This is a genomic window from Halococcus sp. PRR34, assembly GCF_028617175.1.
Taxonomy (GTDB): Archaea; Halobacteriota; Halobacteria; order Halobacteriales; family Halococcaceae; genus Halococcus; species Halococcus salifodinae.
Genome location: NZ_JAQJDA010000020.1, coordinates 1 through 23,277, shown reverse-complemented (window position 1 = coordinate 23,277; position 23,277 = coordinate 1). Strand labels below are relative to the sequence as shown.

Below are 23,277 nucleotides of genomic sequence, written 5' to 3'. Positions count from 1 at the left end.
AGCGGGTTTCGTGTCGCTCAGCCGTCGAAAAGCGGTGCTGATATATCGCTGGAGAATGATTCGGCAAGTATGACCTACACCTGCCGAAACTGCAAGCAGACGTTCACGAGCGAGCTCGAACTCGAACTCCATCGCGACGGCTGCTCCGACGAGCAGCTGTTCTGTGAGGTCTGTGGCGAGCGGTTTCCGGAACGAACGGCGACCACCGACGGCTGGCGATTCTCGTGTCCGAGCGACGACTGTGACGGCGACGGACTCGAAGAAGACCTCCACTCGGTAAGCGACGTTCTTCTGGTCGAGCAGTAAGCCACTAGCCACACACGGCCACCGTAGCCGTCGGGGGGACGCGACTCACGCATCCTGCGCGAGTCGATCGATGTTCGCGAGCGCACGCCAACAGACGAGTGTGTACGGGGCTGCGAGCGGCGGCACCTCGAACGCGACGCGACAGTTCTCTTCGAGCAGTTCGACCCGATGGCCAGTCGCCGGAACGCCAGCGACCCGCCACGTCCACCGGCGATCAGTGCACTCGGTTACTTGGAAGGGGAGTTCGAGTCCGCCGATCGATCGAATGTGACCACGCGTTCCTGCCTGGATGAACCGATCCTCGCATGCAACGCCGACGAGCGACGGCCCCCACTCCGGCCACCGGTGGGTGTCGGTGAGCAGGTTCCAGACGACAGCGGGAGCCGCGTCGATCTCACGCGAGACGACGAACCGGCGACCGTTGGGTGTGCGCTCGAACGACAGGTCACCGATCCGCTTTTTGGATGTGTTCGGAGGCACGATGACGTTTCAGATCTCTAGGATTTCTCGGGCTTGTGCGGGCGTGGCGACCTCGCGGCCGAGTTCTTCGGCGACACGGACGACGCGCTCGACCAGTTGGGCGTTGCTCTCGGCGAGTTCGCCCCGCCGGTAGTAGACGTTGTCCTCCAAGCCAACGCGGACGTGACCGCCGAAGAGGATCCCCATCGTCGCGAACGGGAGCTGGTGGCGGCCGAACCCGAGCGTGTTGAACAGCGCGCCGTCCGGGAGGTCGTCGATGGCGCTCAAGAAGTTTCGTGGGCGCGGTCGGGTGAGCGTTCCTGGGCCGAAGATGAGCGTGGCGTACACCGGTGCCGCGAGGTCGCGGCGCTCCAGCAGCGAGTGGACCTCGTTGCGGTGACCATCGTTGAACACTTCCAGTTCGGGTTTGATCCCGCGTTCGACCATCTCCGCGTGGAGCGCGTCGATCGTCCCGCGGGTGTTCTCGCTCGTCAGGTGGTCGTACCGATTGAGCGGCCCCATATCGAGGGAGGCCATCTCGGGCGGCGGGTCGGTCCGAAGCGGTTGGTGACGGTCGTCGGCCGGCGCGGCGGTTCCACCGGTCGAGTGTTGGATGACGACGTTCTCGGCATGCTCCCGAACGGCGTCGTCGATTTCCTGAAACCGATCGGTCGCAAAGGAGCGCTCACCGTTGTCCTGACGAGCGTGGAGGTGGACCACCGACGCGCCGGCTGCCTCCACCGCGGCCGCCGCACGACCGATCTCCGCGGGCGTCTCGGGTAGGTTCGGGTTGGCCTCCTTGCCGTGGACCCCACCCGTCAGCGCGGCGGTGACGATGACCGGCTCGCCGGCAAGAAACTCCTCGTAGCTCATGGCGCGTCGCTCGCGGCGTGTTCGCGGTAGATCTCACAGTGCTGCTCGTGATCGAGATCGTAGCGGTCGTTGCAGATGTCCGCACGCATCGGCTGGACGAACCGCTCGGCGACAGTGCAGTAGGCCCGTGGCTCGGCGAACCGCTCGTCGTCGGACTGGCTGTCATCGCTTTCCGTTCGATACGACAGATGCGGACAGGTCATGGCTCTCGTTGCTGCCGTGGCCGGTTATACTGTCGGTCGGATTCACCGGAAGCCGCTCGGAGAGTCGATTGCTGCCAGCACTGGACTTTTACTGGACGGGTGTGTGTCGTTCGCATGGAGTGAACGAACCCCGACCTCAAGGGTCGGGGCTTCCCGCTTCGACGACGCGCTTTGCATCCACGCGGTGGGAATGGCGGCGAACGCCGCTTCCACCGTCGGTGAACGGAGGGAGCGCAGTCTGCACGGGCGTTGATTCGGACCGTCCCGGCCCTACATGAAGTGAGTTGGTTGTTCGGACGAACGGCACGCCGCTTTCGGCTAACGCTTTGTCAAGCACGTTCTTCGCGGCGTTCAAGTCCCGGTCCTCTTCGTGACCGCACGCTGGACACGAGTGTTCGCGGACCCACAACGGCTTCGAGGTCTTGACGCCACACTGATTGCATTCCTTCGTTGTGTTCCGTGGTTCGACCGAGATCACGTGAACGCCGTGCAACTTCGCCTTGTAGTCGAGTAGGCGAATGAACCGACTCCACGCTGCGTCCTGTTTGTTCTTCGCCGACTGTGACGTTTCGAGCATCGGCTTCACGTCGAGGTCCTCGACGGCAATGAAGTCGTATTCCGTGACGAGCCATGTCGAAAGTTTGTGCTGGAAGTCGAGCACCTTCCGTTTGATGTGCCGTTTCGCTCGGGCGACCTTCTGCCGTTGTTTCTCCCAGTTCGCCGATCCGTGTCCCCTCCGATCCAACGACCGTTGTGCTCGTGCGTAGCGGTCGTAGCTGTCGGTCAAGTCGAGACAGCCTACCGCCAGATCGTCCGAGGTGTGGATGTACGAGAGAATCCCGAGGTCGATGCCCACACACTCGTCGGCCGTGAGGTTCGACAGGTCGGGTTTCTCTGGTTCGTCGGCCTCCACGACGAAGGTCACGAACCATTCGCCGGTTCGTTCCTTTTTGAGTACGACCCGTTTCACGTCGTCGGTCTCGGGAACCTCGCGGTGAGCACGAACCTGTATCCAGCCGATTTTTTCGAGCCGGAGTCGGAGCCAGCCATCCTCGCCCGTGTTGTGATCCACGTCGTAGCGGGATGGTTGGTTGTACGACACCGACCGAAACTCACCGCGACCCTGCCACTTGAGCCGCCCAGTCTTGTAGCCACTCTCTCGTCGGCCCTTCTGCGTTTCGTGATCCTTGTGGATCTGTGAGACGGCCTGTTGAGCCGAATGAGCGGACGGTTTCTTGAACACCGGCCATCGCCGTTTCCACTCGGGAAGTTTGGCGTGTTGGTCATACTCGGTCGGCCTGTCGTCGTGTGGCGAGCGGTAGTAGTGGCGGACCGCTTGGTTGCGAATCTGCCGAAGTATATCGATGTGTTCCCACGCTACGCTGGCGGTCTCCTCGTCGGGATACGCGCGACAGCGGAGCGTGAGATCCATCGATCAGCTCTCCGGACTGGCGTCGAGACCGGCACGGATGAGTTCGGCGTACGCTCGGGGCATCCGTAGCCCGTTCGCTTCGGCGTACGTCTTTTCGCGATCCATATCCTCGGCAGAGAGGTGGACTCTGAGGTTTCTTTCTACCATATTCTGTGCAACTCATGTTAGTGCTTGGGATAACATAAACGGGTCGCTGACCATTCGGTGGCCGATCCAGCGTACGCGATTCATCCCCGAGGTCAAGCCTCGGAGCAGTCTCGCTGTCTTTTCTGTACACGACGCCACAAACCGGACACGTTTCCGGGTCGGCAGTTTCGGCGGCCCGTGCCATCCGCTCCGAATCGTCACCGGAGACGACGACCGGATCGTCACCCGTCACGTCGCAACGTCCCCATGAACCACGGTGAACTCCATATTCTTCCGCGGAGCGCTACGGGCAAAAGCGCCATTCCGGGCAGCATCGTTCCGGCCGGCCTCACTCCGGACTCGGCGACGTCGTTCGTCGTCGATACGCGAGATAGCCGAGTACGAGAGGCACGCCGAAAACGAGGAGGTACGGCGTGAGGTACGCGAGCCCGACGATCGCCGCCCGGAGCGTCGTCACGACGCCGCCGATCGAGGACAGGAACGCATCGAGCACACCGCTGTCGTACCACGCCCCGGCGACGACCGGATCGTCGGCGGGTTCGGTGAGTTCGACCGTGATCGTCGAGAGCGAGACCCGGCCCCTCAGCGACTGTAGCTGAGCTTCGAGGCGCTCGATCTCGGATTGGGTGTTCGAGAGTTTCTCCTGAACCTTGAGGACGGCCTCGGTGTCGCTCGCGTTCTCGTAGAGATTGCGAAGGCGCTGACGCTGCGCCCGGAGGTTTTCGAGGCGGGCTTCGAGGTCGACCAGCTTCTCGGTGACGTCGCTCGAATTCGTGCGCGCACTCTGTACCGTGCCGGTGGCCTGGATCCGGTCGTAGAGTGCGGAGAAGTTCCGGCTCGGCACGCGGACGACGAGCTGTCCGGCGGTCCGGTTGCCGTTCTCGCCACGCGTCGACTGGCTCGACGCGCTGACGTAGCCGCCCAGCCGCTGTGTCGCACTCGTGACGTTCCGTCGTGCCGTACTGAAGTTCTCGACATCGAGGCGGACGTGGCCCGTCCTGATGATCGCGCGGTTCGCTTGGAGGGCCTGCTGGTTGCCACCTCCCGCATCATTGGCCGCCGAGCCGCCCGCCGAGGCCGCAGCGGTTTCGGCCCCGCTGCCACCGCCCTCAACACTACTGGCGGTCGCCCCACCACCGCTGGCGTTCGCGCCATCCCCGCCGCCGGCCGCGCCACCGCCACCCATCCCGCCACAGCCGGCGAGGACCACCAAAAGCGCGAGGGCGACGACAGCCGCTGAGCGCGTGTGTGAAGTCATACCAATCCATGATCCGACAGATGGCATATGTTTTGTGGGGGTCGACGAGGAACGAACCCGCGAGAGCGCCGCCAGCGGGGGCGGCATCCGTACGATCGGGGCGCTCAACTGTCGGCGGAAAATGGTCGAATATCAATGTTGGTTTTCTAACCATCACACTTATGCTGTTGGTGACGTAACCAACGATGGAGGATGGCACTGACGCCGACCGACCTCGATGGGTACGCTCGAACCGACATTTACGAGGACGACACCCTCGTCCGCGTATCGGTCCAACGCACCACGGATACTGCGTATCCCTCGGGGTGGCGGTACACGCTCCACTACGGCACGCTGATGCCCGACCCGCCCAACACGCTGGCCGACGGCACCATTCGGCGCTACGACAACGCTCACGAGGAGACGAGAGGCCACGATCTCCACGTTGCGCCGGATGCTGACCCGCAGACCATCCAATTTCCGGGGATGGTTGATCACTACGAGCGGTTCTGGCGCGAGATACCGAAGCCGAGGTTCGGGCCATCCGACGATGGAGATTCACCACCATGACCGATTCCACCACCGCAGACGGCCACGAGAACGTGCTGTTGATCACCGTCCGCGAGGACGGCGAGAGTGGATACGAGGACGGACGCGAGGCGATCGAGGCGCTCGATCGCGGCGAGACGGTCGAGCAACCCGACCGCGTTACCTTCCCTAGTGAGGCAATGCTCGCACGGACGTTCAACGAGCGAACGCTCCGCCTCTTGCGTGTCATCACCGACACCGAACCGGAGAGCATCCGCGAGACCGCTCGCCTCGTTGAGCGCGATGTGAAGAATGTTCATGAAGAGTTGACGCGTCTCGAAGCGATGGGCGTCATCCATTTCGCGGAGCAGGGCCGGTCGAAGCAGCCCATCTTCGCCTACGACGAACTCGTTATCACCGTCCCGTTTGACCACCGCTCGGATGAAGCGGCCGCGGCTCCATCCTGAGTCTGAAGTCAGGCCGGTAGTTCGCTCAGGCATGATGTGACTCGAAATCTACATCGGTAGTCCAAATTTCGCAGATGGCTGTGCATGATGAATCGACCTAACCGACCTCTGGATCGATCGGATGCAGGAACGTTTGAAATTCGAGCGTGCGGCCCTCCGGATCGTCGGCGAAAAACTGGTAGATGTCGTACGCTTCGTTCACCTCTGGGCGACCACGTGCGCGCTTCTCGATCCGGTCGTACATCTCGTCGACCCCGGATCGGTCGTCGTAAAAGAGCGTGATCGTTCCCTCGGTCTCGGGTGTGTCGCCCGCACAGAACCCGACCAGGAAGTTTTCGTGGCGGAGGATCGTACAGCCGGACTGTTCCAGCCACACCGACGCGTCCAGCCGTTCGGTGTAGAACTCGACCACCCGATCGAGCGCCGCAGTGTCGAAGAAGACGATCCCGGCCATATCGCTTCCTCGCTCGCGAGCGACAAGCACGTTTCGGCGGACGCCACGTCGAACCGCACGGTCCGTCGACTGCTCGAACAGTAGTTGACGGATCGAGGACACGCGCTCGTCACGGTTCGCCTCACTCGAAGCGCGTGGCGAACTGGTTGATGGCCGCGTCGGTCCCGACCAGCACGAGGTCGTCGTCGGGCCGGAGTTCGAACGCGGGCCCGATCTCGGTCCGGACGTCGCCGTTGCGCTCGACCGCGATCACGGTACAGCCGGTCCGTGCCCGGACGTCGGCCTCGCGGAGTGTGTGGCCACCGAGTGCGGGACACTGCGTCCGGACGACCTCGATCTGTTTGTCGAAGCTCATCACGTCCTCGTCGAGGATCGTGGAGGCGAGCATCCGGCCGCTGACGGTGGCGAGCGCGAGCACGTAGTCCGCACCCGCCCGGTAGAGCTTCCGGATGCCCGCGGTCTCCTCCGCGCGAGCGATGATCTCGACATCGGGCGCGAGCTCGCGGATGACCAGTGTGGCGAACACGGTGAGGGTGTCGTCGGGCAGCGCGAGCACCACCGCGTTCGCGCCGTCGATCCCCGCCTCCCGGAACGTGGCCTTATCGGCGGCATCGCCGAGGACGTCGACGGCTGGATCGTCCTCGTGGTCGACGACGACGGTCTCGATCCCCGCCCGCGAGACCGACTCGTACACCGTGGTTCCGACCTCGCCGAACCCGACGATGATGACCCGACCGTGCCGGCGCGATCGGGTGTCCGAGAGGGTCAGTTCCTTGAGTCGTTCGAGCTCTGCTTCGCGGCCCGCGACCAGCAGGATCGAGTGTTCGTCGATCCGGTCGGTCGGGGCTGGCGGGCTGACGAACTCGCCGCGGAGCCACGCCCCGACCACGTTCGCGCCGGTGCGCTCGGTGATCGCGCTCTCTTCGATCCGGACTCCATCGAGATCGCTGCCCGTCTGGATCGGGAGCTCGGCGATCTCGAAGTCGCCGGCGATCTCGATCACGTCGCCCAGTTCGGTGGAGATCGCTGTCGTGACCGTGTCCGCGAGGCTCTCGCCGACGAGTCGGCGCGGTGAGAATACCTCGTCCGCACCCGCATAGCGGTGGTAGTCGGCGACCGTGGCGTCCTCGACGAACGTGATGATCCTGGTGTCGGCGGTGTCGGCGGCCGCGAGCGCGATCGAGGCGTTCTGCTCGTCGCTCGCGTCCGCGACCAGCGCTCGCGCCGCCCCGAGATCGACCCGTTCGAGCGTTTCGGGGGCTTCGGGATCGCCATGGACCACCCGAACACCCTCCTCGTGGAGTTCGTCCGCCCGGTCACGGTCGGGTTCGATCACGACGTATGAAACGTCCCGGCTGTCGAGTTCCTCGATCAGGGTCCGCCCGCGCGGGGTGTACGCACAGATGACGACGTGATCGGCGTCCTCGATCGTCGTTGGAGCGCTCCGCGAGAGGGTCTCGTCGAGCAGCGGGAACACGACCACCGGCAGCGCGAGGAAGATGAGCGCCACCCCGGTGAGATCCATCACGATCACGAGCACGTTCATCACCGGGCTCTGCCACGGCGAGTCGGAGCCAAAGCCGGTCGTGGTGAACGCCTCGACAACGACCTGGAGCGAGTGGAGAAACGTCTCGGGTTCGTTCTCGAAGGCCCCCATCGCGTAGTCGTAAACGACCGCGTAGACAAGCATCAACACCGCAAGTCCGAGAAGGGAGTGCGCGGTCCGACGCTGCCAGGTGTTCATCGAAGAGGACTCTCGCGTCCTTCCGTTCGATCACGCAAAGAACGTTCGGGTCGGTGGGTCGAACCAACCGCAACGGAGTCCCGAACCGACCTCCGTTTTCGAGCACACAGATACACCTGTATTTCCGGAAAAACCACCGAATCGTCTCAGTCACCCGTCGAAGCTACCCGACGGTGATCACCGCAACGCCACCGCAGACGACGCTTTCCCGGCGACGCTCTTGCGGCCATCAACTAATTAAATATCCCCGACCGCCCACAGACCATGACAACGAAGCCCCTCCTTGCGATCGCCGTCGCGATGTTGGTAGCGCTTGCGGGGTGTGCAACCCTCGCGGGCGACCGAGATGGGCAAACTGAGACCGCATCCACAAGCACCGAGGCTGTGACACCGATCGTCGAGGACGACACCACTCCCACCTCGACCCCAGCTCCGACTTCGACGATGACCACCACTCCAGTTTCGACCACGACCGAAGTGAACGACACGCCTGACAACTCGGCCGCATCGCGCAATGTCAGTGCGAACGGCACGACCACCAACACGAACACGGTGACACCGACATCGACTGTTACACCAACACCCATTCCAGCTCCGACTACAACCGCGACGCCGACGCCAACCCCACCCCCAACCGCCACCGGCACACCAAACGTCACAGAGACGAGAACGAATGGTTCCGCATCCTCGGGCAGCTCCAACCGTACAATGACGATACAGGCAGTTGGAGGAGGGACGTCAAGTTATCGGGTATACGTCCCTGGCCCTATCCAGCTCGGCCCGGATACCGAGAACACCGACCGAGTCGTTAGCAACGCATCGACCTACGCTCAGGGAATCATTGGTGATGGTGCGAAGGATGTCTACCGGCTTAGCGCAAACGCCAGTCCCAGACGAGTAGTGAACGATGGCAATGCGACGCTTGAGATATACGTCGACGGCGAGTTAATCCAAACCGCCGAACCGGGGCGCAACGCAGAGGACACTCCGCTCAACTCCACTGGGTAGCAGTCGAAGCCGTCATCGCTACTGTCTGAAGCTTGCAAGATCCGCATGCTTGGCGCAGTCGGGTTCGCCGTGGCCAGATGCCTGTTGACATCCTCCCCGCCCTGCTCGTGCCAAAGGCGCTCGCGGAGGACGGGGATTCCCCATCCGCACGCTCGGGGCCGAGACAGCCATACCACCCCGCAAAACGGTGGCTGGAACCCATCTCGTCCGACGGTGACAACTTCCACCCGACGCCTTCCGGCGTCGGGATGTCTCGGTTCGTGCGTTCGACTTCGGCCCTCGGAAGAGGGTTGTGGCGTTGTTCGGCGTCCCGAAGGACGCGGTATCCGCTCGCCACGTGCGTCTCCCCCTCCCCGAAGGGAGTGCGAGAGAGACGCCATTCGAAATCATGTCCTGTCCGTGAACGCTCAAGAGTGAACGGACCGCGAGAGCACGGTGCTGTAGGGCAATTTCCGAAAGCGATGACAGTCGTGAGGCGGTATCCGACTACACTGGTCCAGATGAGGCCGGTATCGCTGACGTGATCAACGGCCAGGAGACGCCCGTTTTCGCTGCGTGGACGTTACGATGCTGCCGCCGGTCGGTGTGCACCGCGTTGTTCTCGGTGGCGCGGAGAAAATCCCAATTAGCGGACAACAAACTCCAGAAACAACTCCCTCAGGCGTCGCCAGACCAATGTCGCTCTGCACCATCATTGCGGAGACATGTAGATAGAAGGTTTCGTTTATGCACCGATTTTGTTGGTGATTAGATCGGATTTCAATCTCCCGTGCTTTCGTAGTCATGGAATAGTCTTATATCCCCATATCCAAAACAAACGTTCAATCAATGTCGGCGTCAATGAACGATCCAGAAGAGTTCTGCATAGAGTGTGAGTGTATCCAATCCATCGTCGAAGACGTACCGTGGCGTCCAAATATCTGCAGAGAGTGTGGCCGAAACATTCCTGGAACGTAACGTCGTCGAAACCGTCTTCGAAGCGACGAAGAGATGGCGAAACAAGAATAGTCGCTCTTCTGTAGCGTAGCGGAACCAGAGGAATGAGTGACTGGTCAACCCCTGATTCGTCTGGTTTCTCGCCATACAGACCACCTCTCTGCATTCATCGCTCATTGTTAACATACTATTCCGCCAGTCTACACAAGAGCGAGAATAGTTGAGTGGCTGACGGCCGCTGTAGCGAGGGTTCAACTAAACATCTTCCTCGATAGAGAGTTGCGGCATACCTTCCGCTCGATTAAATGAGACGACGATCGCTCTCGAGAGACACGACTCCCGATACACATCGAGCATGTATGTTTATGTGGGTTTGAGCCGTCGTTGTCTACGGGGAAGCACTATGTTGGGTGACACCACATTACAGGAAATGTACGAGTGGATGGTAACGGCTCGGTACTACGAGGAACGCCTCCAAGAGGAGTACCTCGAAGGAAAACAGCCGGCGTTCGACATCTCGGCCGGACCGATTCCGGGAGAGTTGCATCTCGCGGCCGGTCAGGAGGCCGCGGCCGCAGGCGTCTGTTCCCACCTGCGAGATGCCGACACCGTGACCGCGCCGCATCGACCACACCACGTCGCGATCGCCAAGGGCGTGGATCTCAAGCGGATGACCGCTGAGATTTTTGGCCGCCAAACAGGACTCTCGAAAGGGAAGGGCGGCCACATGCATCTGTTCGACCCGGACGTGAACTTCGCGTGCAGCGGCATCATCGCCGAAGGCTGTCCGCCCGCTGTCGGGGCTGCACTCGCTGCGAAAAAACGCGGCGAAGATTCCGTCGCGGTCGCCTATCTCGGCGAGGGTGCGATCAGTCAGGGCGGATTCCTCGAATCGCTCAATCTCGCCAGCGTCCACGATCTGCCGGTAGTGTTCGTCATCGAGGATAACGACTGGGCGATCAGTATGCCCAAAGACCGCGTTACCGATGTCGAAAACGGTGCCCAACGCGCCGGTGGATTCGATCTCCCCGGCAGGCGAGTCGATCGGGACGACGCTGTTGCCGTCTACGAGGCCGCAGATGAGGCGGTCGGCCGCGCGCGTGACGGCAACGGCCCGACGCTGCTCGAAGTCCAGGTCCACCGTCGCATGGGCCATTTCATGGGCGACGCCCAGGGCTACCGTCCCGAAGCGGATGAAGAACAAGCGAAGCAGCGCGATTCGATCGCGCGAATGGAGACCACCCTCGAGAACGCGGGAATCGATGAGAGCACCATCGAGGAGCTCCGCGACCGGAGTCACGACCGGGTCGAGGAAGCCATCGAGTGGGCCAAAGATCAACCCGAACCCGATCCCGACGACGCCTACGAAGACGTCTTCGTCGATCCGCCAGCGGGATGGACACCCGCCTCAGAGTCGACGACGGCCGAGCAGACGGGAGGTGACGACTGATGGCCGAAAGCGAAAGCGAAGGAGCCACCGACAGCGAGCTGACGATGAGCCGCGCGATGGTGGATGCCATCGCCACGGAGCTGCGCGAGAACGACGACGTATTCGTAATGGGCGAAGATGTCGCGGATTACGGCGGTATCTTCGACAGTACCGAGGGTCTGCTCAAGGAATTCGGCCGTGAGAAGATCATGGACGTCCCGATCAGCGAGACGGGATTTATCGGTGCGGCCGTGGGGGCCGCACAGGCCGGAATGCGCCCCATCGCGGAGCTGATGTTTGCGGATTTCTTCGGGGTCGGGATGGATCAGATCTACAACCAGATGGCGAAGAACACCTACATGAGCGGGGCCGCGGTGGACGTGCCGATGGTGTTGATGACTGCCGTCGGCGGAACCTACAACGACGCCGCCCAACACTCCCAGACACTGTACGGAACGTTCGCTCATCTGCCGGGTATGAAGGTCGTGGTCCCGAGCACCGCCGCCGACGCGAAGGGACTGATGCATACCGCGATCCGTGATGATGATCCCGTGGTGTATATGTTCCACAAACGCTTGATGGGCATCGGTTGGATGCCGGCACCGGAGGGACCGAAAACGCCGGTCCCCGAGGACGATTACACCATCGAATTCGGTGAAGCCGACCGAAAGCGTGAGGGCGAGGACGTAACGGTGGTAACGCTCGGTCTTCACGTCCACCGAGCGCTCGAAGCAGCCGACGAGCTGGCGGGAGAGAGCGACCTCGAAGTGATCGACCTCCGGACGCTCGTTCCGCTCGATACCGAGACAGTCTTAGAATCCGTCCGCAAGACCGGACGGCTGGTCGTCGTCGATGAAGACTACCACTCGTTCGGTGTCTCGGGTGAGATTATCGCCCGGGCGACAGAGGGCGCACTTGACGACTTGTCGGCCGTCCGGCGAGTGACGATGCCGGACGCCCCCATCCCATACGCTCGCCCACTCGAACAGGAAGTCAATCCGGGTACAGAAGACATCATCAAGGCCGTACGAGACATCCACGACTGAGAACCATGGGGGACGATACCGTTGCAGTCGAAACAGAGGGGGTGTGGCCCGACGATTCCGAGGACATCGAGGAGGCGATCGTCGCGAATTGGTTCGTTCGAGAAGGGAGTGTTGTGACTGCAGGCGACCCCATCGCCGAGATCCAAATCGAGAAGGTAAGCATCGATGTGCCGGCTCCAGTCGGTGGGGAAATCGTCGCCGTTCTGGTCGAAGAGCAGGATGAATTTCGGCGCGGAGACGTGCTGGCGAGGATTTTGCCGTCGTGATTGATAGCGTGGCGGTGTTCGACTACTCGACGCGTCGGTGATGGAATGTAGCTGGCGCGACATCAGACGTGCCGATCGGTGGACCAACAGCTGTCGGCAAAGCCGCCGTCGCCAACACCGATGGAAGGCACAGGATAGGGTGTTGTTCGAGTGGAAAAGTACCGGATCGAACAAGACGGACTGAAATCGGCAGCAGCTCTCGTGGGTGATGAAATGACCAACCTCGGAGGCAGGTGATGCGAGACGGTTCACGCCTCGTCAGCCCGGGAACCGACGAGTTCCGGCCGATCCCAAGATATTGGCTTGGGACGTTTGTAGCGTAACCTCAAAGAGTGCGATCGAAGGGAACGTGTCAATCAACCAGGACAAGCATTTTATTTTGGACAAGTCTGGTGTTGCTTATGATCGTCTTGCAGGCGACGATTCCGATCGCAATGGACCACCGCGAGGAGATGATCGAGGCAGCGATCAAGCTGGCCGAACAGTCGCGCGCCGAGGCGGGGACAATCGACTATCGTGTCACGACCGACATCGAGGAGCCGTCGGTGTTCCGCGTCTTCGAGCAGTACGAGGACGAGGCCGCAATGGAGGCCCACCTGGAGAGCGAACACTACCAACGATTTCAAGAGAAGGTCGGCGAGTGGATCGCTGGCGAGGTCGAGTTGATCCGGTACGATGTGGATTCGACGTCGGAGATGATGTAATGTGCTGTGACGTGATCAGGTAGCGTCGAGTGCTCGATCGTGCGGCAGTCGAAGCGTGAGCAGCGTCACAAGTCCCATCAAGACCGCCAACAGCAGATAGCCCGTATCGAAGAGGCCACGTTCGGCGACTGCACCGAACAGTACCGGGCCCATCGACCCAAGCAGCGAGGCCCCCGAGCGTATCGCCCCCAACCCCGTGCCCTCAATCTCTGGCGGGATCGTCTCGGAGAGATACGACTGGGTAATCGCGCCCGAGCCGAGCATCGTGCTGATGAGGATCGTGTCGAGGGCAAGCGGCCAGAACCCGCTGAGGACGGGCAGCAGCGCGAACCCGACGACGGCTCCGCCCAGCACGATCGGCAGCGAGCGACGGATGCCGATCGCATCGTAGGCCACGCCAGCAAGGGGCTTGGCGACGATACCGACCGCAAAGAACACGCTGAACAGGGCGCTCGCCGCTGCCGGCGAGAAGCCCTTGACGTTGATCAGGTATGTGGGATAGAACGCCGAGAACGTCTGCAACACACCGATGTACACGAACAGGAGCACGCCCACCGTCAGGAGCGTTGGGTGACGGAGCTCTCCGAGAACGTACGTGAGCCGTTGGAGCGAGAGATCATCGTTTGAACGCTGTGTCTGGGTTGTCGCCGGTAGCGACATCCGAGCGAGCAGGAGTCCGACCACACCAAGCAGTGGGATGATGAAGGCGAGGCCGATCTGCCACGCACCCACAACCAAGACGCCCGCAGCCAGCGGAAGAAGCGTCTGGCCGGTATCGCCCGTCGCCATGGTGACACCAAGGGCACGCCCGATCCGGTCGGGGTAGAGCTCCGAGAGGACGGTGATCCGTGCCACCGGGTAGAGCGAGAGCCCGAGCCCGACGAGTGCCGTGCCGACGAAGAGGAGGCTGGCCGTCGGCGCGAGCACGACCACGAGCAGCGCAAACGTGACGATCGCCACGCTCGCCAACAACACTGTTCGTTCGCCGTACCGATCGGCGAGAACGCCACCAGGAACCTGTCCGATCGCGTAGCTGACCCAGATCAGCGTCACCAGGAATCCGGCGGCAGTGAGTGTGAGATCGTATTCGGTGCTGATCGCGGGCAACAGTACGGGATAGATCATCCGCGTCCCGTTCAACAGCCCCCAGCCGAGCGCGATCGTGATGAGCGCTTTGCCCTTGCCATCGGCCCACAACGCGCTCGCTTCGTGTCGAATCGTCCCAGAGACATTCATCAGGTGGTCGTTACCGGAAGAAGGGAGAGTCGTCGGATAAGAGTTGGAGAGTCCGCATGTCTTTCCGGGTCGCCTATGGAAATCGGCGTAGACGAACGACTACAGTAATGAAAATATCGACAACATCTAGTTGTGAAAATGAAGACAATATGTCGTTCATCGGCCACAAGTTTTATGATTTTTAGGTTAATGGAATACATCGATGCAGCGCAACGAGGGGACGGGTTCCAGTAACAACACACAGAGCACGGGTTCATTTTTGGTGGACCGGCGATCGTATCTCAAACTCGCCGGTACCGCCGCAGGGTCAGCGGGATTACTTTCGGGGACGGCAGCAGGATTCACGCGGCGCGGGATCCAGTTCGACAATACAGTAGATATGGTTGCGGATGCAGGCTGTGATCCGAACGGGAACGAGCCATGTGACGCGGAGATTCGGGACGCAGCAGACGATTATACACTACTGAAGTTCCCAGCCGGAGAGTACAAACTCACAGAGAAGAACTATATTGGCGATAAAACCAACGTTGGCTTTGTCGGCGAGGGTGATGTCCGATTCACAGTTCCATCAGATCTCAACAAAAAGGTGCTGGTGGTCGATGGCGGCACCGGACTCCTGTTCGAGAACATCGATCTCGACTTGCGGGCGTCGGGTGCAACGCCGGGCCTCCATTTCGGTGCGAGCGACGATCTGGAGATCCACGACGTCGAGTATATCGGCCAGGGGATCCATCCGAACAGCGATCCGCGAGGAGAGGGTGATGGAAACCCGCAAGTCACCAACGCCTTCAGCCCGATCGTCCGCTCGGAGGATGGGAACGGGACGATCACAAACGTCGTAGCGAAAAACGACGGGCGGATGGGCGCGTATAATTCGGGAGATGGCCGCGTCGGTGTCTGGATTGGTATCAGTCATAAGGGGACTATCAGACTCAGAAACTGCCAGTTCGAAGGGTTTCCTAACAATGGGCTGTACTGCAGTCGAACCGGCGGTGTCGTTCAGGTCGAAGGTGGTGTGTTCCGAAACAATGACATCACCCAAGTCCGCCTCAGTAGCGACGGTAGCTATGTAGAGAACGCGATTATCAATGCGGATCTCGACAACAGCGACAGTCCGAACCCCGAAGACACGCTCAACACGCGAGGTGTGCGCTTCGAAGCCGGCCGATTCGGGTTTGGTGGGGCGCAAGTTCGAGACTGCGATATATCCATTGTCTCGACCACGAACTCCAATGGAGCCGTCGTCGTCGGGAGCGATGGTGCAGACCATACGGTGAAAAACAGCCGTATTAGCGTCGAAGAAGATGGTATTCGAGGGTTCTACGCAGCCGCACCGACAGGCTATGGGAGTCGTGATCCGCCGCCGGAGCCACACACCGCGACCGTCGTCGACACCAGTATCACTGGCGGATCGAACGGTGTAGAAGCGATCCGAATCGACCAACGTGATGACTCTGTAGTGGCTGACTGCTGTATCAATCAGACAGGTACAGATCGCGATGGGGTCAAAATGTATAATTCTCCAAGCAATGTGGTGAAAAACAGTACAATCGACGTGCCCGGCCAGCAGGTGCTTTCGCCAGGGTGTCGGGTGACGACGCGAAATCTCTCAGCAAGTGGTTCTTGTCCAGTACCGAACAAGGCTACAGGCGATAGCTTGCCCCGAGAGCTATCGATTGTGAGCAATAGCGGACGATTTAGATACCAGTTAACTGTGAGTGGGGACCTAGGTAAAAGTACCGCAAGAGGTGCGACTATTGACCCCAACGACACGATTTCCGGGAGTACAGCGACAGGTCAGGGAGGTGACGGTGGTGTTGATAGTTATGGCTTCTCTGGAGAGATCACTCAGATGGATGTGGACGGCGATGTCACGGTATATCTCGATGACGAAGTGATACCACAGGATAAATATTTAGGTAACGTCCTTTCGTTCTATGGCACAGGCTCAAGCGCTGAGTACACCTTCTCCGTCAGTGGCGAACTCTCTGGATACGAGGGTCTCAATGGACCGGACACGATTAGTGGATCAAGTGCAACCGGAAGTGTGAGCAGTGGTCGTGATCGCTATGCTTTCGCTGGTGAAGTTACTGATATAAGCGCAGATGGAGATATCGATATATACCTTAATGGTAATGAGGTGACCAGCGCAGAATTGCTACCGAACGTACTGGAATTCGATGGACAAGGGCAGTACACGTCCTACGAATTCTCAGTCAGTGGAAGTCTCACCGGCTACCGTGGTATCAACGGTCCGGATCGTATCAACGGACTGAGCGCCAGCGGTGGCGTTGGAAGCGGACGGGATATCTATGCCTTTTCCGGTGAGATAACAAATATTGAACTAAGCGGTGCTATTAACGTGTATCTCAACGACGAGCTAATCCGAACAGGCTCTGACCACACCCTAAAAATCGACGGAAAAGGCTCGTATACCACCTATGAGTTTTCGGTCAGTGGTGAGCTCGATGGCTACAAAGCCATCAACGGTGCGGACGACATCGATGGGTCGAGTGCTACTGGCAACGTCGGGACCGGCCGGGATATCTATACTATGGGAGGGAATATCGAACGCGCATCACTCAACAACCGTGCCCAAATTGATATCGACCGCTCTGCAGGGACGATTTCCGTCAGAGGTACTGGGGAGTACGTGAGCTATCGAGTCGTTGTGACCGGTGACATCTCTTCAGAGAGGGGAATCGGGTACGGCGACGAGATCTCCGGCAACAGAGCCTCCGGTGTCGTGACGACCGGAGTCGACACATACCGATATACGGGCGATATTGTTGAGGCGACGATGGATGAGGACGTATCGCTAACCGTCTCCCGATAGTCTGCGGTCGGCGTTCGCAGCCGTCACAACGAGCGCCATGCAAGTCGAGGCGGCGAGTGTTTGCTCGTGAGTCGCCCGCGCACCGACTCCGACGTGTCATGGGACTCCCACAGCCAGAGTGCTCCACGCCGTACACCACGCAAACACCACTACCACTCCAAGCGCCGAGTTCGCACATCGGTATTCCTTTCCCACTCCGTCGGGCATCGAACGACAATGGCGAGCCAGATCATCAAGGGATTTCTGTCGATTCTTGGCGGCCGGGCGGTGACGTTGCTAGTTGGCGCAGCGACAACGCCAATCCTAGCCCGCCTGCTGGGAAGCGCTGGCTACGGAGATTATGGATACGTCATGTCCGCTCTCGGCCTGATTACGACCATGGTGGGAATGGGCGGACTGTCGAGCAGCATTCGGAAGTTCCTCGTCGAAGACCGCGACATCGCAGACTGGGCGGCACAGACGTTCGGATTCTACGTTCGTATCGGAATGTTGTTGGCGGTCTCGGCAGGTGTGGCGGTTGTTATTTTCGCCAGCAGCGAGCTGAGCGGTGAGTATCTCGGCGAGAAGTTTTCGCTCTACCTGTTCGTCCTCGCCGTCCTCATCGTCCTCGAGCAGTTATTTTCGATACTGCGCTCGACGCTCATGGCGCTCTCGTTAGAACAGTACTCGGAGTTCTTCCAAGCGTCCAAGAAACCCGTCTTTGCTCTCGTCGCCATCGCATTGGTGTCCCTCGGATGGGGCGTCGTCGGTGCGCTTGTCGGGCAGATCGTCGGCGGTGTCATCGCGGTCGCCGGCTGTCTGTACTACCTGCGCGGAGAGCTGTCACTCAAGAGCGTGATGAGGCCAACCTCGAAGTCGTTTCCGCGACGAGAGCTCCTGACGTTCAATTTCGGGAGCATCGTGTTTCTGTTCAGCCTCACGTCGTTGTATCACATAGATATACTGATGTTGAATCCACTCGTCGGGTCGGAACAGACCGGCTACTACAAGGCTGCACTTACTGCTGCTGAGTTCCTATGGTTCGTTCCGTACGCTGCTCAACTAGTCTTGGTTCACTCGATGTCCAAACTGTGGTCACGAGAGGAATACGACACCATTTCGGCGACGGCGTCGAAGGTGACGCGATACACGCTCCTGTTTACGCTGTTGCTCATCATTGGTTTGAGTGCTCTCGCCGAACCGTTCGTACTGGTGTACTATGGCCAGGAGTTCACACCGACAGTCGGCCCGCTGTTGTTGTTGTTGCCCGGGGCTCTCGGGTTCGCCGTGGCCCGTCCGATACTGGCAACGAGCCATGGGAGCGGAAAGATACGCATACTGATATACGCAACGGGTAGTACTGCCGCCCTCAATGCAGTTCTGAACGCCGTTCTCATCCCTCGCTACGGGATGCATGGGGCCGCTGTTGCGACGAGCGTTGGATACGGGACGATGTTCGTTGCCCACGTCTGGAGTGCACGAAAGATCGGGTTCGATCCGCTCGCGGGTATCCATCCGGGTCGAATACTGCTGACTGGCGCAGTGGCTGCTGCGGTCATCTTTCCCCTCTCGAGACTCCTCCAACCGCAGTTGGTAGCGCTTCTCGTCGTACCGCCTGTCGGGTTCGTTGTGTTCCTCGCCGCTGCAATCACGTTCGGGGCAATCGCCGAGGAGGACCTCGACAGAGCCACCACTGCACTCTCTCGGTCGGTCCGTCAGCTCTCGATCTTCAAATAGAGTTCGAGGGAGACGAGCTGGTGAATCTCGTCGCCGCGGGTGCCGCCACTTTGGCTATCGTTCCATATTCCCTCGATGTCCACCCACGGCACCACGTTGCGGTCCGCCAGGTCCAAGAGGTGTCGCTTGGCCAAACTTCTCAGCCTCTCCGAGTGTTTGAGTTCGGCGTTCCAGTCGAAGTGGTTGGTGCTGTGTCGAGATGTTCGGAGCCCCAGTGCGCGTTTCACTCGGTTTTCGACCATTGACTTGCCGATGTTCATCCAGCGCCTGTATTTCGGTGCGTCGATGGGAAGTCCCCCATTCGACTCGGTCGGGAGCGAAAACAGCGCCGGGTACTGTTCCCGGACGACTGTTTTGAAGAGCGCTCTGTCGAGCCGAAGCTCGCGTGGGGCATTCAACATGAACTCGAGCCACGGTTCGGAACAAAACGGCGTCTCGAAACCGTCCCGGAACACCGCTGCGGGTCGGATGTAGTACGGCTGTCTGATGCCGTAATCCAACTGTTCGTCGAAGCTCAACACGGACCGCTCGGCAAACGGCTCGTCTGGGAGGACTTCTCGGGGGCCGAAATCGTCGGCGGTAAGCTGCGGGACGCCGAAATTGGCATCAACAAAATGGGATAGCGCGGCGGACCAGCTCTCCGACTCGCTTGCGGGTAAGTGCGCTCCGGCAGACGCCTCGCCCATGAATCCCGACCAGTACACGCAGTTTTCGGCGTTCAACTCGTCGAACGCATAGTTGAGGGCGCTTCGAGCCCGAAACAGTTTGGTTGGTCGCGCGTACTCGGCCGCGTTCTTCAACAACAGTTTGTCGGTCCACGGGAACGACCGTGGAGAGAGGTCGTACGCGCGGTTTTCGACCCCGGCTTCGGTGGCCACCGCCTTGCCAATGTCATAGTCAAGCGTTCCAGGAGTGCCGAAGGTGACGGTCACGATCCGCTCTCTGTCGACGTTGGCGAGCAGTCCGCCGAGGATCGTCCGCGAGTCCAGTCCACCGCTCAGGGGCAGAACGTGGGTGACGCGATCGTCGTCTTCAGCTGTCAGCTCGCGGAACGTCGTTTCGAGAGCGCTCTGCCCGGCCGCCACCAGCCCCCGTTTGGAGGAGAACTCCGTCGTCGCCTCTGTGGCGGCCAGCACCTCGGGTGGAACGTCCCACCTTCGGTCGGGGAGATAGCGATACCCAAGAAACGAGTTGATGTTTTGGGTGTTTCCAAACCAGGCCCCACTCATGGATAGAACAACACATCCGGGACAGCACTTAGGACTGTGAGGACGTCCTTCCGAGCACGATCCCTCTTCATCCGAACTCGGCTCAGGGCTGCTTTATCGGCAGTCCCGCAGATGAGATGTCGGCTCATGCGGGGGGAAACGTTCTCCGGAAAACGTCGCCCTCGACTATATCGGACCGCAGTCGGTCGATTTTCTCGCTTTCCTCGGCGTTGGTGGCCGCGAGAGTCGACACCGCGCGAACGAGCCGCTCTCGCTGGATTGGTTCCCGCGCGTCGAAGAAGAACTCCGACTGGCCGAACTCCTCGAGAAGGTCCCCGTACTTGTCGGCCCAGCCGATCGCTATCGCCGGAACGCCGTTCTTGTAGGCGTGAACAATCGAGTGGTACCGAGATCCGATCATGAAGTCGAACTGCTCGATGACCCGCTCGAGCTCGATGGCGTTCAGGTCCTGCTTCAGGAGACAGACACGCGGCTCGTCGGCGAATCGGGCGCTGATCTGCTCACAGATGCGGCGGTCCTCCGTGGAGTGACGGAGAACGTACACAGTATAGCCGTCGCGCAATGCGGCCTCGATGGCCGCATCGTAGTGAGCATAGAAGCGGTCGTGGTCGACTCGCTCCATCACCCTCGAGTTGGGGACCACGCCCATCGCGTCGTTCTCGACAGCAATCGTCTCGAATTCCGGCACGTCGGTGAAGACGTTCTCGAGGTCGTAGCCCTCGTTCTGGAGGACGATGTCGAGTTCGTGTTCGACGTTGTGCGTGGTGTACGACGACAGCGCGTCCACTCCTCGTCGCTCTCTGGAGTAGATGACCTCCGGATACGAAAGATACAGGTTCATCAGCGGATTCAGGACCCCCGCCTCGAGTGGTGGATACTCGAACGGGCCGATTGACTGGGGCAGAACATACACCGGCACGGAGTAGCTGCTGGCCATGGCGAGGTTGACGAGATACATGAACGACACGTTGAACCCCCATTGAGACGACAGCGCATATCCACTGATGTCGACAACGCAGGCGCAGTCGTTCATCACCTCTCGGATAGTCGCGGTTGCGTTCTCGTCGTCGCTCAGGAAATCCGCTCGCTCGGTGAATGCCCCCAGCCTGGCCTCGGTGCCCCAGGGCAGTATTTCGAAGCTGTACTGCTCTTTCTCCGCATCGGGTCGCTCGTAGTCGGCGTACGAAAGCAGATACAGGTCCTGGTCCGGATAGCGCCGTCGAAGGTTGTCGACCACTGTGAACGTCATGGCCTGAGCACCCTTGTTGAACAGCTCACCGCCGACGATGACGATGTTCTGCCCAGCAAGCTTCTCCGTTGAGGGGTGCGGCCTCCTCCCTCCAAACAAATCACGCAAGAACCGCGTCTCGGCGGCCGCAGCAAGCGAGAGCTTCTGTGCAGCCGACTGTAGGGCCTCTCTTGGGTCGCGCATGGTGTTCGGACTGTCCGGGCTAGCGTTCAACTGTCTTTCCCTTCGCTCTCGCCGACGGTTTTCGGGAGCGGTCGTCCGAGGGGAGCGACACAAGTTATCCTGCGTTGGGAACTTTGAGCCGAGTGATGGACACGCTTTAGTCGCTGTACGAGCTCTTCCCTGATGTGTCTCTCCTCCAGAGGGCCCGTTCGATATACGAGAACCGCGGAGCAAAGCAGCTGGCTCGAAAGGGGGTGTCATTCGTCGTGTTCCGGCTGTTCTTCGAGAACATCGTCTGGAGGGCGTTGCCAAAGGCAGCTGTACTGCGGGCGGTTGCCGACTCGAAACTCCTCACGACGGCGTATTTTTCCCTTCGGGGAAGTTTCTATCACGAACAGCGCTCCATTCTTAACGGGCAGGCAAAGTACTACGAGCTGGAAGAAAAGCGCGAGAACCCACGACACCGAGTCATCCGCAACGTCCACCGTATCGAGAAGGGACTCTCGATGCGAAATCGCCGGCCGGTGTTTGCGGAGGGCTACATCGAGAACCTCGTTGACGACCTCATTACTGCGTGGAACAACAGGGATGGCGAGAGTGACGAACAGCTCTACTGGGCGGTCGACGTGCTGACGGAGTACTTCGGGACCGTCGATTCCACCGAGACGATTGCCGCGTCCCAGCGGCGCTTTGAAGACTTTTTCGGTACCATTGACTACACAGCCGGGAACCGAACCCCCAAGCCACGGCGTGAGCTCGAATCCGAGGCTGTCTCGTACGACCAGCTCAAGCGGCTCGCAAAGCAGCGGACGAGCACTCGGTGGTTCGAGCAACGTGCGGTGCCTCGCGACCTGATCGACGACGCCCTCGAAATCGCCGCCGAATCCCCGAGCGCGTGTAACCGACAGTCCTACGAGTTTCGCTTTTATGACGACGACGCGCTGATAGAGAAGGTTTCGGAGCTGCCGATCGGCGTCTCGGGATATCGCGAAAACATTCCCTGTCTCGCGGTTCTCGTGGGGAAACAGCGGGCCTACTTCGACGAGCGGGACAAACACGTCGTCTACATCGACGCGAGTTTGGCGGCGATGGCATTCCAGTACGGGCTCGAGACGCTCGGACTCGCCTCGTGTTGTATCAACTGGCCGTCCATCCCCGAGAAGGATCGGAAGATGGCTCAGTTGCTGGACTTCGACGGCGACGAGGAGGTCATCATGCTCATGGCTATTGGCTACCCCGACCCGGACGGCATGATACCGTACTCCGAGAAGAAGGACCTCGGACAGCTGCGTTCGTTCAACGTTGTTGGCTAGCCGTCGGATTCCGTGCGCTGCTCTGTCGTGCGGGTACGGAACCGTCGTGTCGACGGCAACCACGGGGCGAGCGCTCACGAAAATCGCTAGTTGTCCACTCTATCGGTCACGGTACGAGCAGATACGTTGAAAGAGACCAGACGTGAGGCGGGATCAGAGTGTAACCCGCTTGGAAGGCAGTTCCCTGAGAGAATCTGTCGAGTTGCGTACTTCTCGTCGGTCATTCCTGGATCTACGTGAGCGTAGAACGTGGCTGTCGCTCCTCGCCAGCCTCGCTTCGGTCGAAGCGAGGCGGCT

General features: G+C 60.3%; 21 protein-coding genes. 10 read left to right on the top strand and 11 right to left on the bottom strand.

Going from position 1 to position 23,277, the window contains the following annotated elements; all coding sequences use genetic code 11:
* Positions 1–69 precede the first annotated feature (69 nt).
* A complete protein-coding gene (locus tag PHA81_RS17275; protein WP_273837724.1) occupies positions 70–306 on the top strand; it encodes a transcriptional regulator in 237 nt (78 codons plus the stop codon).
* 45 nt (positions 307–351) lie between these two features.
* Here the strand turns inward: PHA81_RS17275 and PHA81_RS17270 are convergent, their stop codons facing one another.
* The 5 genes from PHA81_RS17270 to PHA81_RS17250 all read right to left on the bottom strand — a co-directional run bounded on the left by PHA81_RS17270 (position 352) and on the right by PHA81_RS17250 (position 4,678).
* Positions 352–786: an SRPBCC family protein gene (locus tag PHA81_RS17270; protein WP_273837722.1), complete on the bottom strand. Its 435-nt coding sequence runs from the start codon at positions 784–786 to the stop codon at positions 352–354.
* Positions 787–795: 9 nt separating this feature from the next.
* Complete coding sequence (locus PHA81_RS17265; RefSeq protein ID WP_273837720.1) at positions 796–1,638, bottom strand: 3-keto-5-aminohexanoate cleavage protein; 843 nt, start codon at positions 1,636–1,638, stop codon at positions 796–798.
* Positions 1,635–1,841 carry a hypothetical protein gene (locus PHA81_RS17260; RefSeq protein WP_273837716.1) on the bottom strand — a complete coding sequence of 69 codons (207 nt, stop codon included), beginning with the start codon at positions 1,839–1,841 and terminating at the stop codon, positions 1,635–1,637. The genes PHA81_RS17265 and PHA81_RS17260 overlap by 4 nt, the downstream gene beginning before the upstream one ends.
* Positions 1,842–1,977: 136 nt before the next feature.
* Complete coding sequence (locus PHA81_RS17255) at positions 1,978–3,273, bottom strand: transposase (RefSeq protein ID WP_273837714.1); 1,296 nt, start codon at positions 3,271–3,273, stop codon at positions 1,978–1,980.
* A gap of 475 nt (positions 3,274–3,748) precedes the next feature.
* Positions 3,749–4,678, bottom strand: a complete 930-nt coding sequence (locus tag PHA81_RS17250) for a DUF4349 domain-containing protein (RefSeq protein WP_273837712.1) — start codon at positions 4,676–4,678, stop codon at positions 3,749–3,751.
* Positions 4,679–4,870: 192 nt separating this feature from the next.
* Between PHA81_RS17250 and PHA81_RS17245 the strand changes: the two genes are divergently transcribed.
* Entirely contained in the window at positions 4,871–5,227 is a 357-nt protein-coding gene (locus PHA81_RS17245) for a DUF6516 family protein (protein WP_273837708.1), read from the top strand.
* Positions 5,224–5,652, top strand: coding sequence for a hypothetical protein (locus tag PHA81_RS17240; RefSeq protein ID WP_273837706.1), 429 nt, complete (start codon positions 5,224–5,226; stop codon positions 5,650–5,652). The genes PHA81_RS17245 and PHA81_RS17240 overlap by 4 nt, the downstream gene beginning before the upstream one ends.
* 97 nt (positions 5,653–5,749) lie before the next feature.
* Here PHA81_RS17240 and PHA81_RS17235 read toward each other — a convergent pair whose 3' ends face one another.
* The 3 genes from PHA81_RS17235 to PHA81_RS17225 form a co-directional block, all read right to left on the bottom strand.
* Positions 5,750–6,106: a VOC family protein gene (locus PHA81_RS17235; protein ID WP_273837704.1), complete on the bottom strand. Its 357-nt coding sequence runs from the start codon at positions 6,104–6,106 to the stop codon at positions 5,750–5,752.
* Positions 6,107–6,227: 121 nt separating this feature from the next.
* Positions 6,228–7,850 carry an NAD-binding protein gene (locus tag PHA81_RS17230; RefSeq protein WP_273837703.1) on the bottom strand — a complete coding sequence of 541 codons (1,623 nt, stop codon included), beginning with the start codon at positions 7,848–7,850 and terminating at the stop codon, positions 6,228–6,230.
* A gap of 233 nt (positions 7,851–8,083) precedes the next feature.
* Positions 8,084–8,551, bottom strand: a complete 468-nt coding sequence (locus PHA81_RS17225) for a hypothetical protein (RefSeq protein WP_273837701.1) — start codon at positions 8,549–8,551, stop codon at positions 8,084–8,086.
* A 1,673-nt stretch (positions 8,552–10,224) separates the two neighbouring features.
* Here PHA81_RS17225 and PHA81_RS17220 point away from each other — a divergent pair.
* The 4 genes from PHA81_RS17220 (at position 10,225) to PHA81_RS17205 (ending at position 13,239) form a co-directional block, all read left to right on the top strand.
* Positions 10,225–11,244, top strand: a complete 1,020-nt coding sequence (locus tag PHA81_RS17220) for a thiamine pyrophosphate-dependent dehydrogenase E1 component subunit alpha (RefSeq protein ID WP_273837699.1) — start codon at positions 10,225–10,227, stop codon at positions 11,242–11,244.
* Positions 11,244–12,269, top strand: a complete 1,026-nt coding sequence (locus PHA81_RS17215) for an alpha-ketoacid dehydrogenase subunit beta (RefSeq protein ID WP_273837697.1) — start codon at positions 11,244–11,246, stop codon at positions 12,267–12,269. The genes PHA81_RS17220 and PHA81_RS17215 overlap by 1 nt, the downstream gene beginning before the upstream one ends.
* Positions 12,270–12,274: 5 nt before the next feature.
* Positions 12,275–12,535 (top strand): lipoyl domain-containing protein, encoded by a 261-nt coding sequence (locus PHA81_RS17210; RefSeq protein WP_273837694.1) that lies wholly within the window; start codon positions 12,275–12,277, stop codon positions 12,533–12,535.
* A gap of 401 nt (positions 12,536–12,936) precedes the next feature.
* On the top strand, positions 12,937–13,239 hold the full coding sequence (locus tag PHA81_RS17205) for a putative quinol monooxygenase (RefSeq protein WP_273837691.1): 303 nt from the start codon (positions 12,937–12,939) through the stop codon (positions 13,237–13,239).
* Between the two features lie 15 nt (positions 13,240–13,254).
* On the opposite strand, the gene PHA81_RS17200 is transcribed toward PHA81_RS17205, so the two are convergent.
* Positions 13,255–14,475: an MFS transporter gene (locus PHA81_RS17200; RefSeq protein ID WP_273837689.1), complete on the bottom strand. Its 1,221-nt coding sequence runs from the start codon at positions 14,473–14,475 to the stop codon at positions 13,255–13,257.
* Positions 14,476–14,677: 202 nt separating this feature from the next.
* Here PHA81_RS17200 and PHA81_RS17195 point away from each other — a divergent pair, with 202 nt between their 5' ends.
* On the top strand, positions 14,678–17,311 hold the full coding sequence (locus PHA81_RS17195) for a hypothetical protein (RefSeq protein WP_273837687.1): 2,634 nt from the start codon (positions 14,678–14,680) through the stop codon (positions 17,309–17,311).
* Positions 17,312–17,527: 216 nt separating this feature from the next.
* Positions 17,528–19,027 carry an oligosaccharide flippase family protein gene (locus PHA81_RS17190; RefSeq protein ID WP_273837685.1) on the top strand — a complete coding sequence of 500 codons (1,500 nt, stop codon included), beginning with the start codon at positions 17,528–17,530 and terminating at the stop codon, positions 19,025–19,027.
* On the opposite strand, the gene PHA81_RS17185 is transcribed toward PHA81_RS17190, so the two are convergent.
* A complete protein-coding gene (locus PHA81_RS17185; RefSeq protein WP_273837683.1) occupies positions 19,006–19,959 on the bottom strand; it encodes a hypothetical protein in 954 nt (317 codons plus the stop codon). The two genes, PHA81_RS17190 and PHA81_RS17185, sit on opposite strands and share 22 nt — an antisense overlap.
* Before the next feature lie 421 nt (positions 19,960–20,380).
* Complete coding sequence (locus tag PHA81_RS17180) at positions 20,381–21,928, bottom strand: polysaccharide pyruvyl transferase family protein (protein WP_273837681.1); 1,548 nt, start codon at positions 21,926–21,928, stop codon at positions 20,381–20,383.
* On the opposite strand from PHA81_RS17180, the gene PHA81_RS17175 reads away from it, so the two are divergent.
* Positions 21,922–22,980 carry a nitroreductase family protein gene (locus PHA81_RS17175; protein ID WP_273837678.1) on the top strand — a complete coding sequence of 353 codons (1,059 nt, stop codon included), beginning with the start codon at positions 21,922–21,924 and terminating at the stop codon, positions 22,978–22,980. The two genes, PHA81_RS17180 and PHA81_RS17175, sit on opposite strands and share 7 nt — an antisense overlap.
* Positions 22,981–23,277 lie beyond the last annotated feature (297 nt).

Coding starts and splice junctions, on each gene's coding strand:
- PHA81_RS17210 (WP_273837694.1), top strand. CDS start 12,275: ATGGGGGACGATACCGTTGCAGTCGAAACAGAGGGGGTGTGGCCCGAC.
- PHA81_RS17255 (WP_273837714.1), bottom strand. CDS start 3,273: ATGGATCTCACGCTCCGCTGTCGCGCGTATCCCGACGAGGAGACCGCC.
- PHA81_RS17250 (WP_273837712.1), bottom strand. CDS start 4,678: ATGACTTCACACACGCGCTCAGCGGCTGTCGTCGCCCTCGCGCTTTTG.
- PHA81_RS17190 (WP_273837685.1), top strand. CDS start 17,528: ATGGCGAGCCAGATCATCAAGGGATTTCTGTCGATTCTTGGCGGCCGG.
- PHA81_RS17220 (WP_273837699.1), top strand. CDS start 10,225: ATGTACGAGTGGATGGTAACGGCTCGGTACTACGAGGAACGCCTCCAA.
- PHA81_RS17200 (WP_273837689.1), bottom strand. CDS start 14,475: ATGAATGTCTCTGGGACGATTCGACACGAAGCGAGCGCGTTGTGGGCC.
- PHA81_RS17195 (WP_273837687.1), top strand. CDS start 14,678: ATGCAGCGCAACGAGGGGACGGGTTCCAGTAACAACACACAGAGCACG.
- PHA81_RS17230 (WP_273837703.1), bottom strand. CDS start 7,850: ATGAACACCTGGCAGCGTCGGACCGCGCACTCCCTTCTCGGACTTGCG.
- PHA81_RS17215 (WP_273837697.1), top strand. CDS start 11,244: ATGGCCGAAAGCGAAAGCGAAGGAGCCACCGACAGCGAGCTGACGATG.
- PHA81_RS17235 (WP_273837704.1), bottom strand. CDS start 6,106: ATGGCCGGGATCGTCTTCTTCGACACTGCGGCGCTCGATCGGGTGGTC.
- PHA81_RS17245 (WP_273837708.1), top strand. CDS start 4,871: ATGGCACTGACGCCGACCGACCTCGATGGGTACGCTCGAACCGACATT.
- PHA81_RS17265 (WP_273837720.1), bottom strand. CDS start 1,638: ATGAGCTACGAGGAGTTTCTTGCCGGCGAGCCGGTCATCGTCACCGCC.
- PHA81_RS17240 (WP_273837706.1), top strand. CDS start 5,224: ATGACCGATTCCACCACCGCAGACGGCCACGAGAACGTGCTGTTGATC.
- PHA81_RS17180 (WP_273837681.1), bottom strand. CDS start 21,928: ATGACACCCCCTTTCGAGCCAGCTGCTTTGCTCCGCGGTTCTCGTATA.
- PHA81_RS17260 (WP_273837716.1), bottom strand. CDS start 1,841: ATGACCTGTCCGCATCTGTCGTATCGAACGGAAAGCGATGACAGCCAG.
- PHA81_RS17205 (WP_273837691.1), top strand. CDS start 12,937: ATGATCGTCTTGCAGGCGACGATTCCGATCGCAATGGACCACCGCGAG.
- PHA81_RS17275 (WP_273837724.1), top strand. CDS start 70: ATGACCTACACCTGCCGAAACTGCAAGCAGACGTTCACGAGCGAGCTC.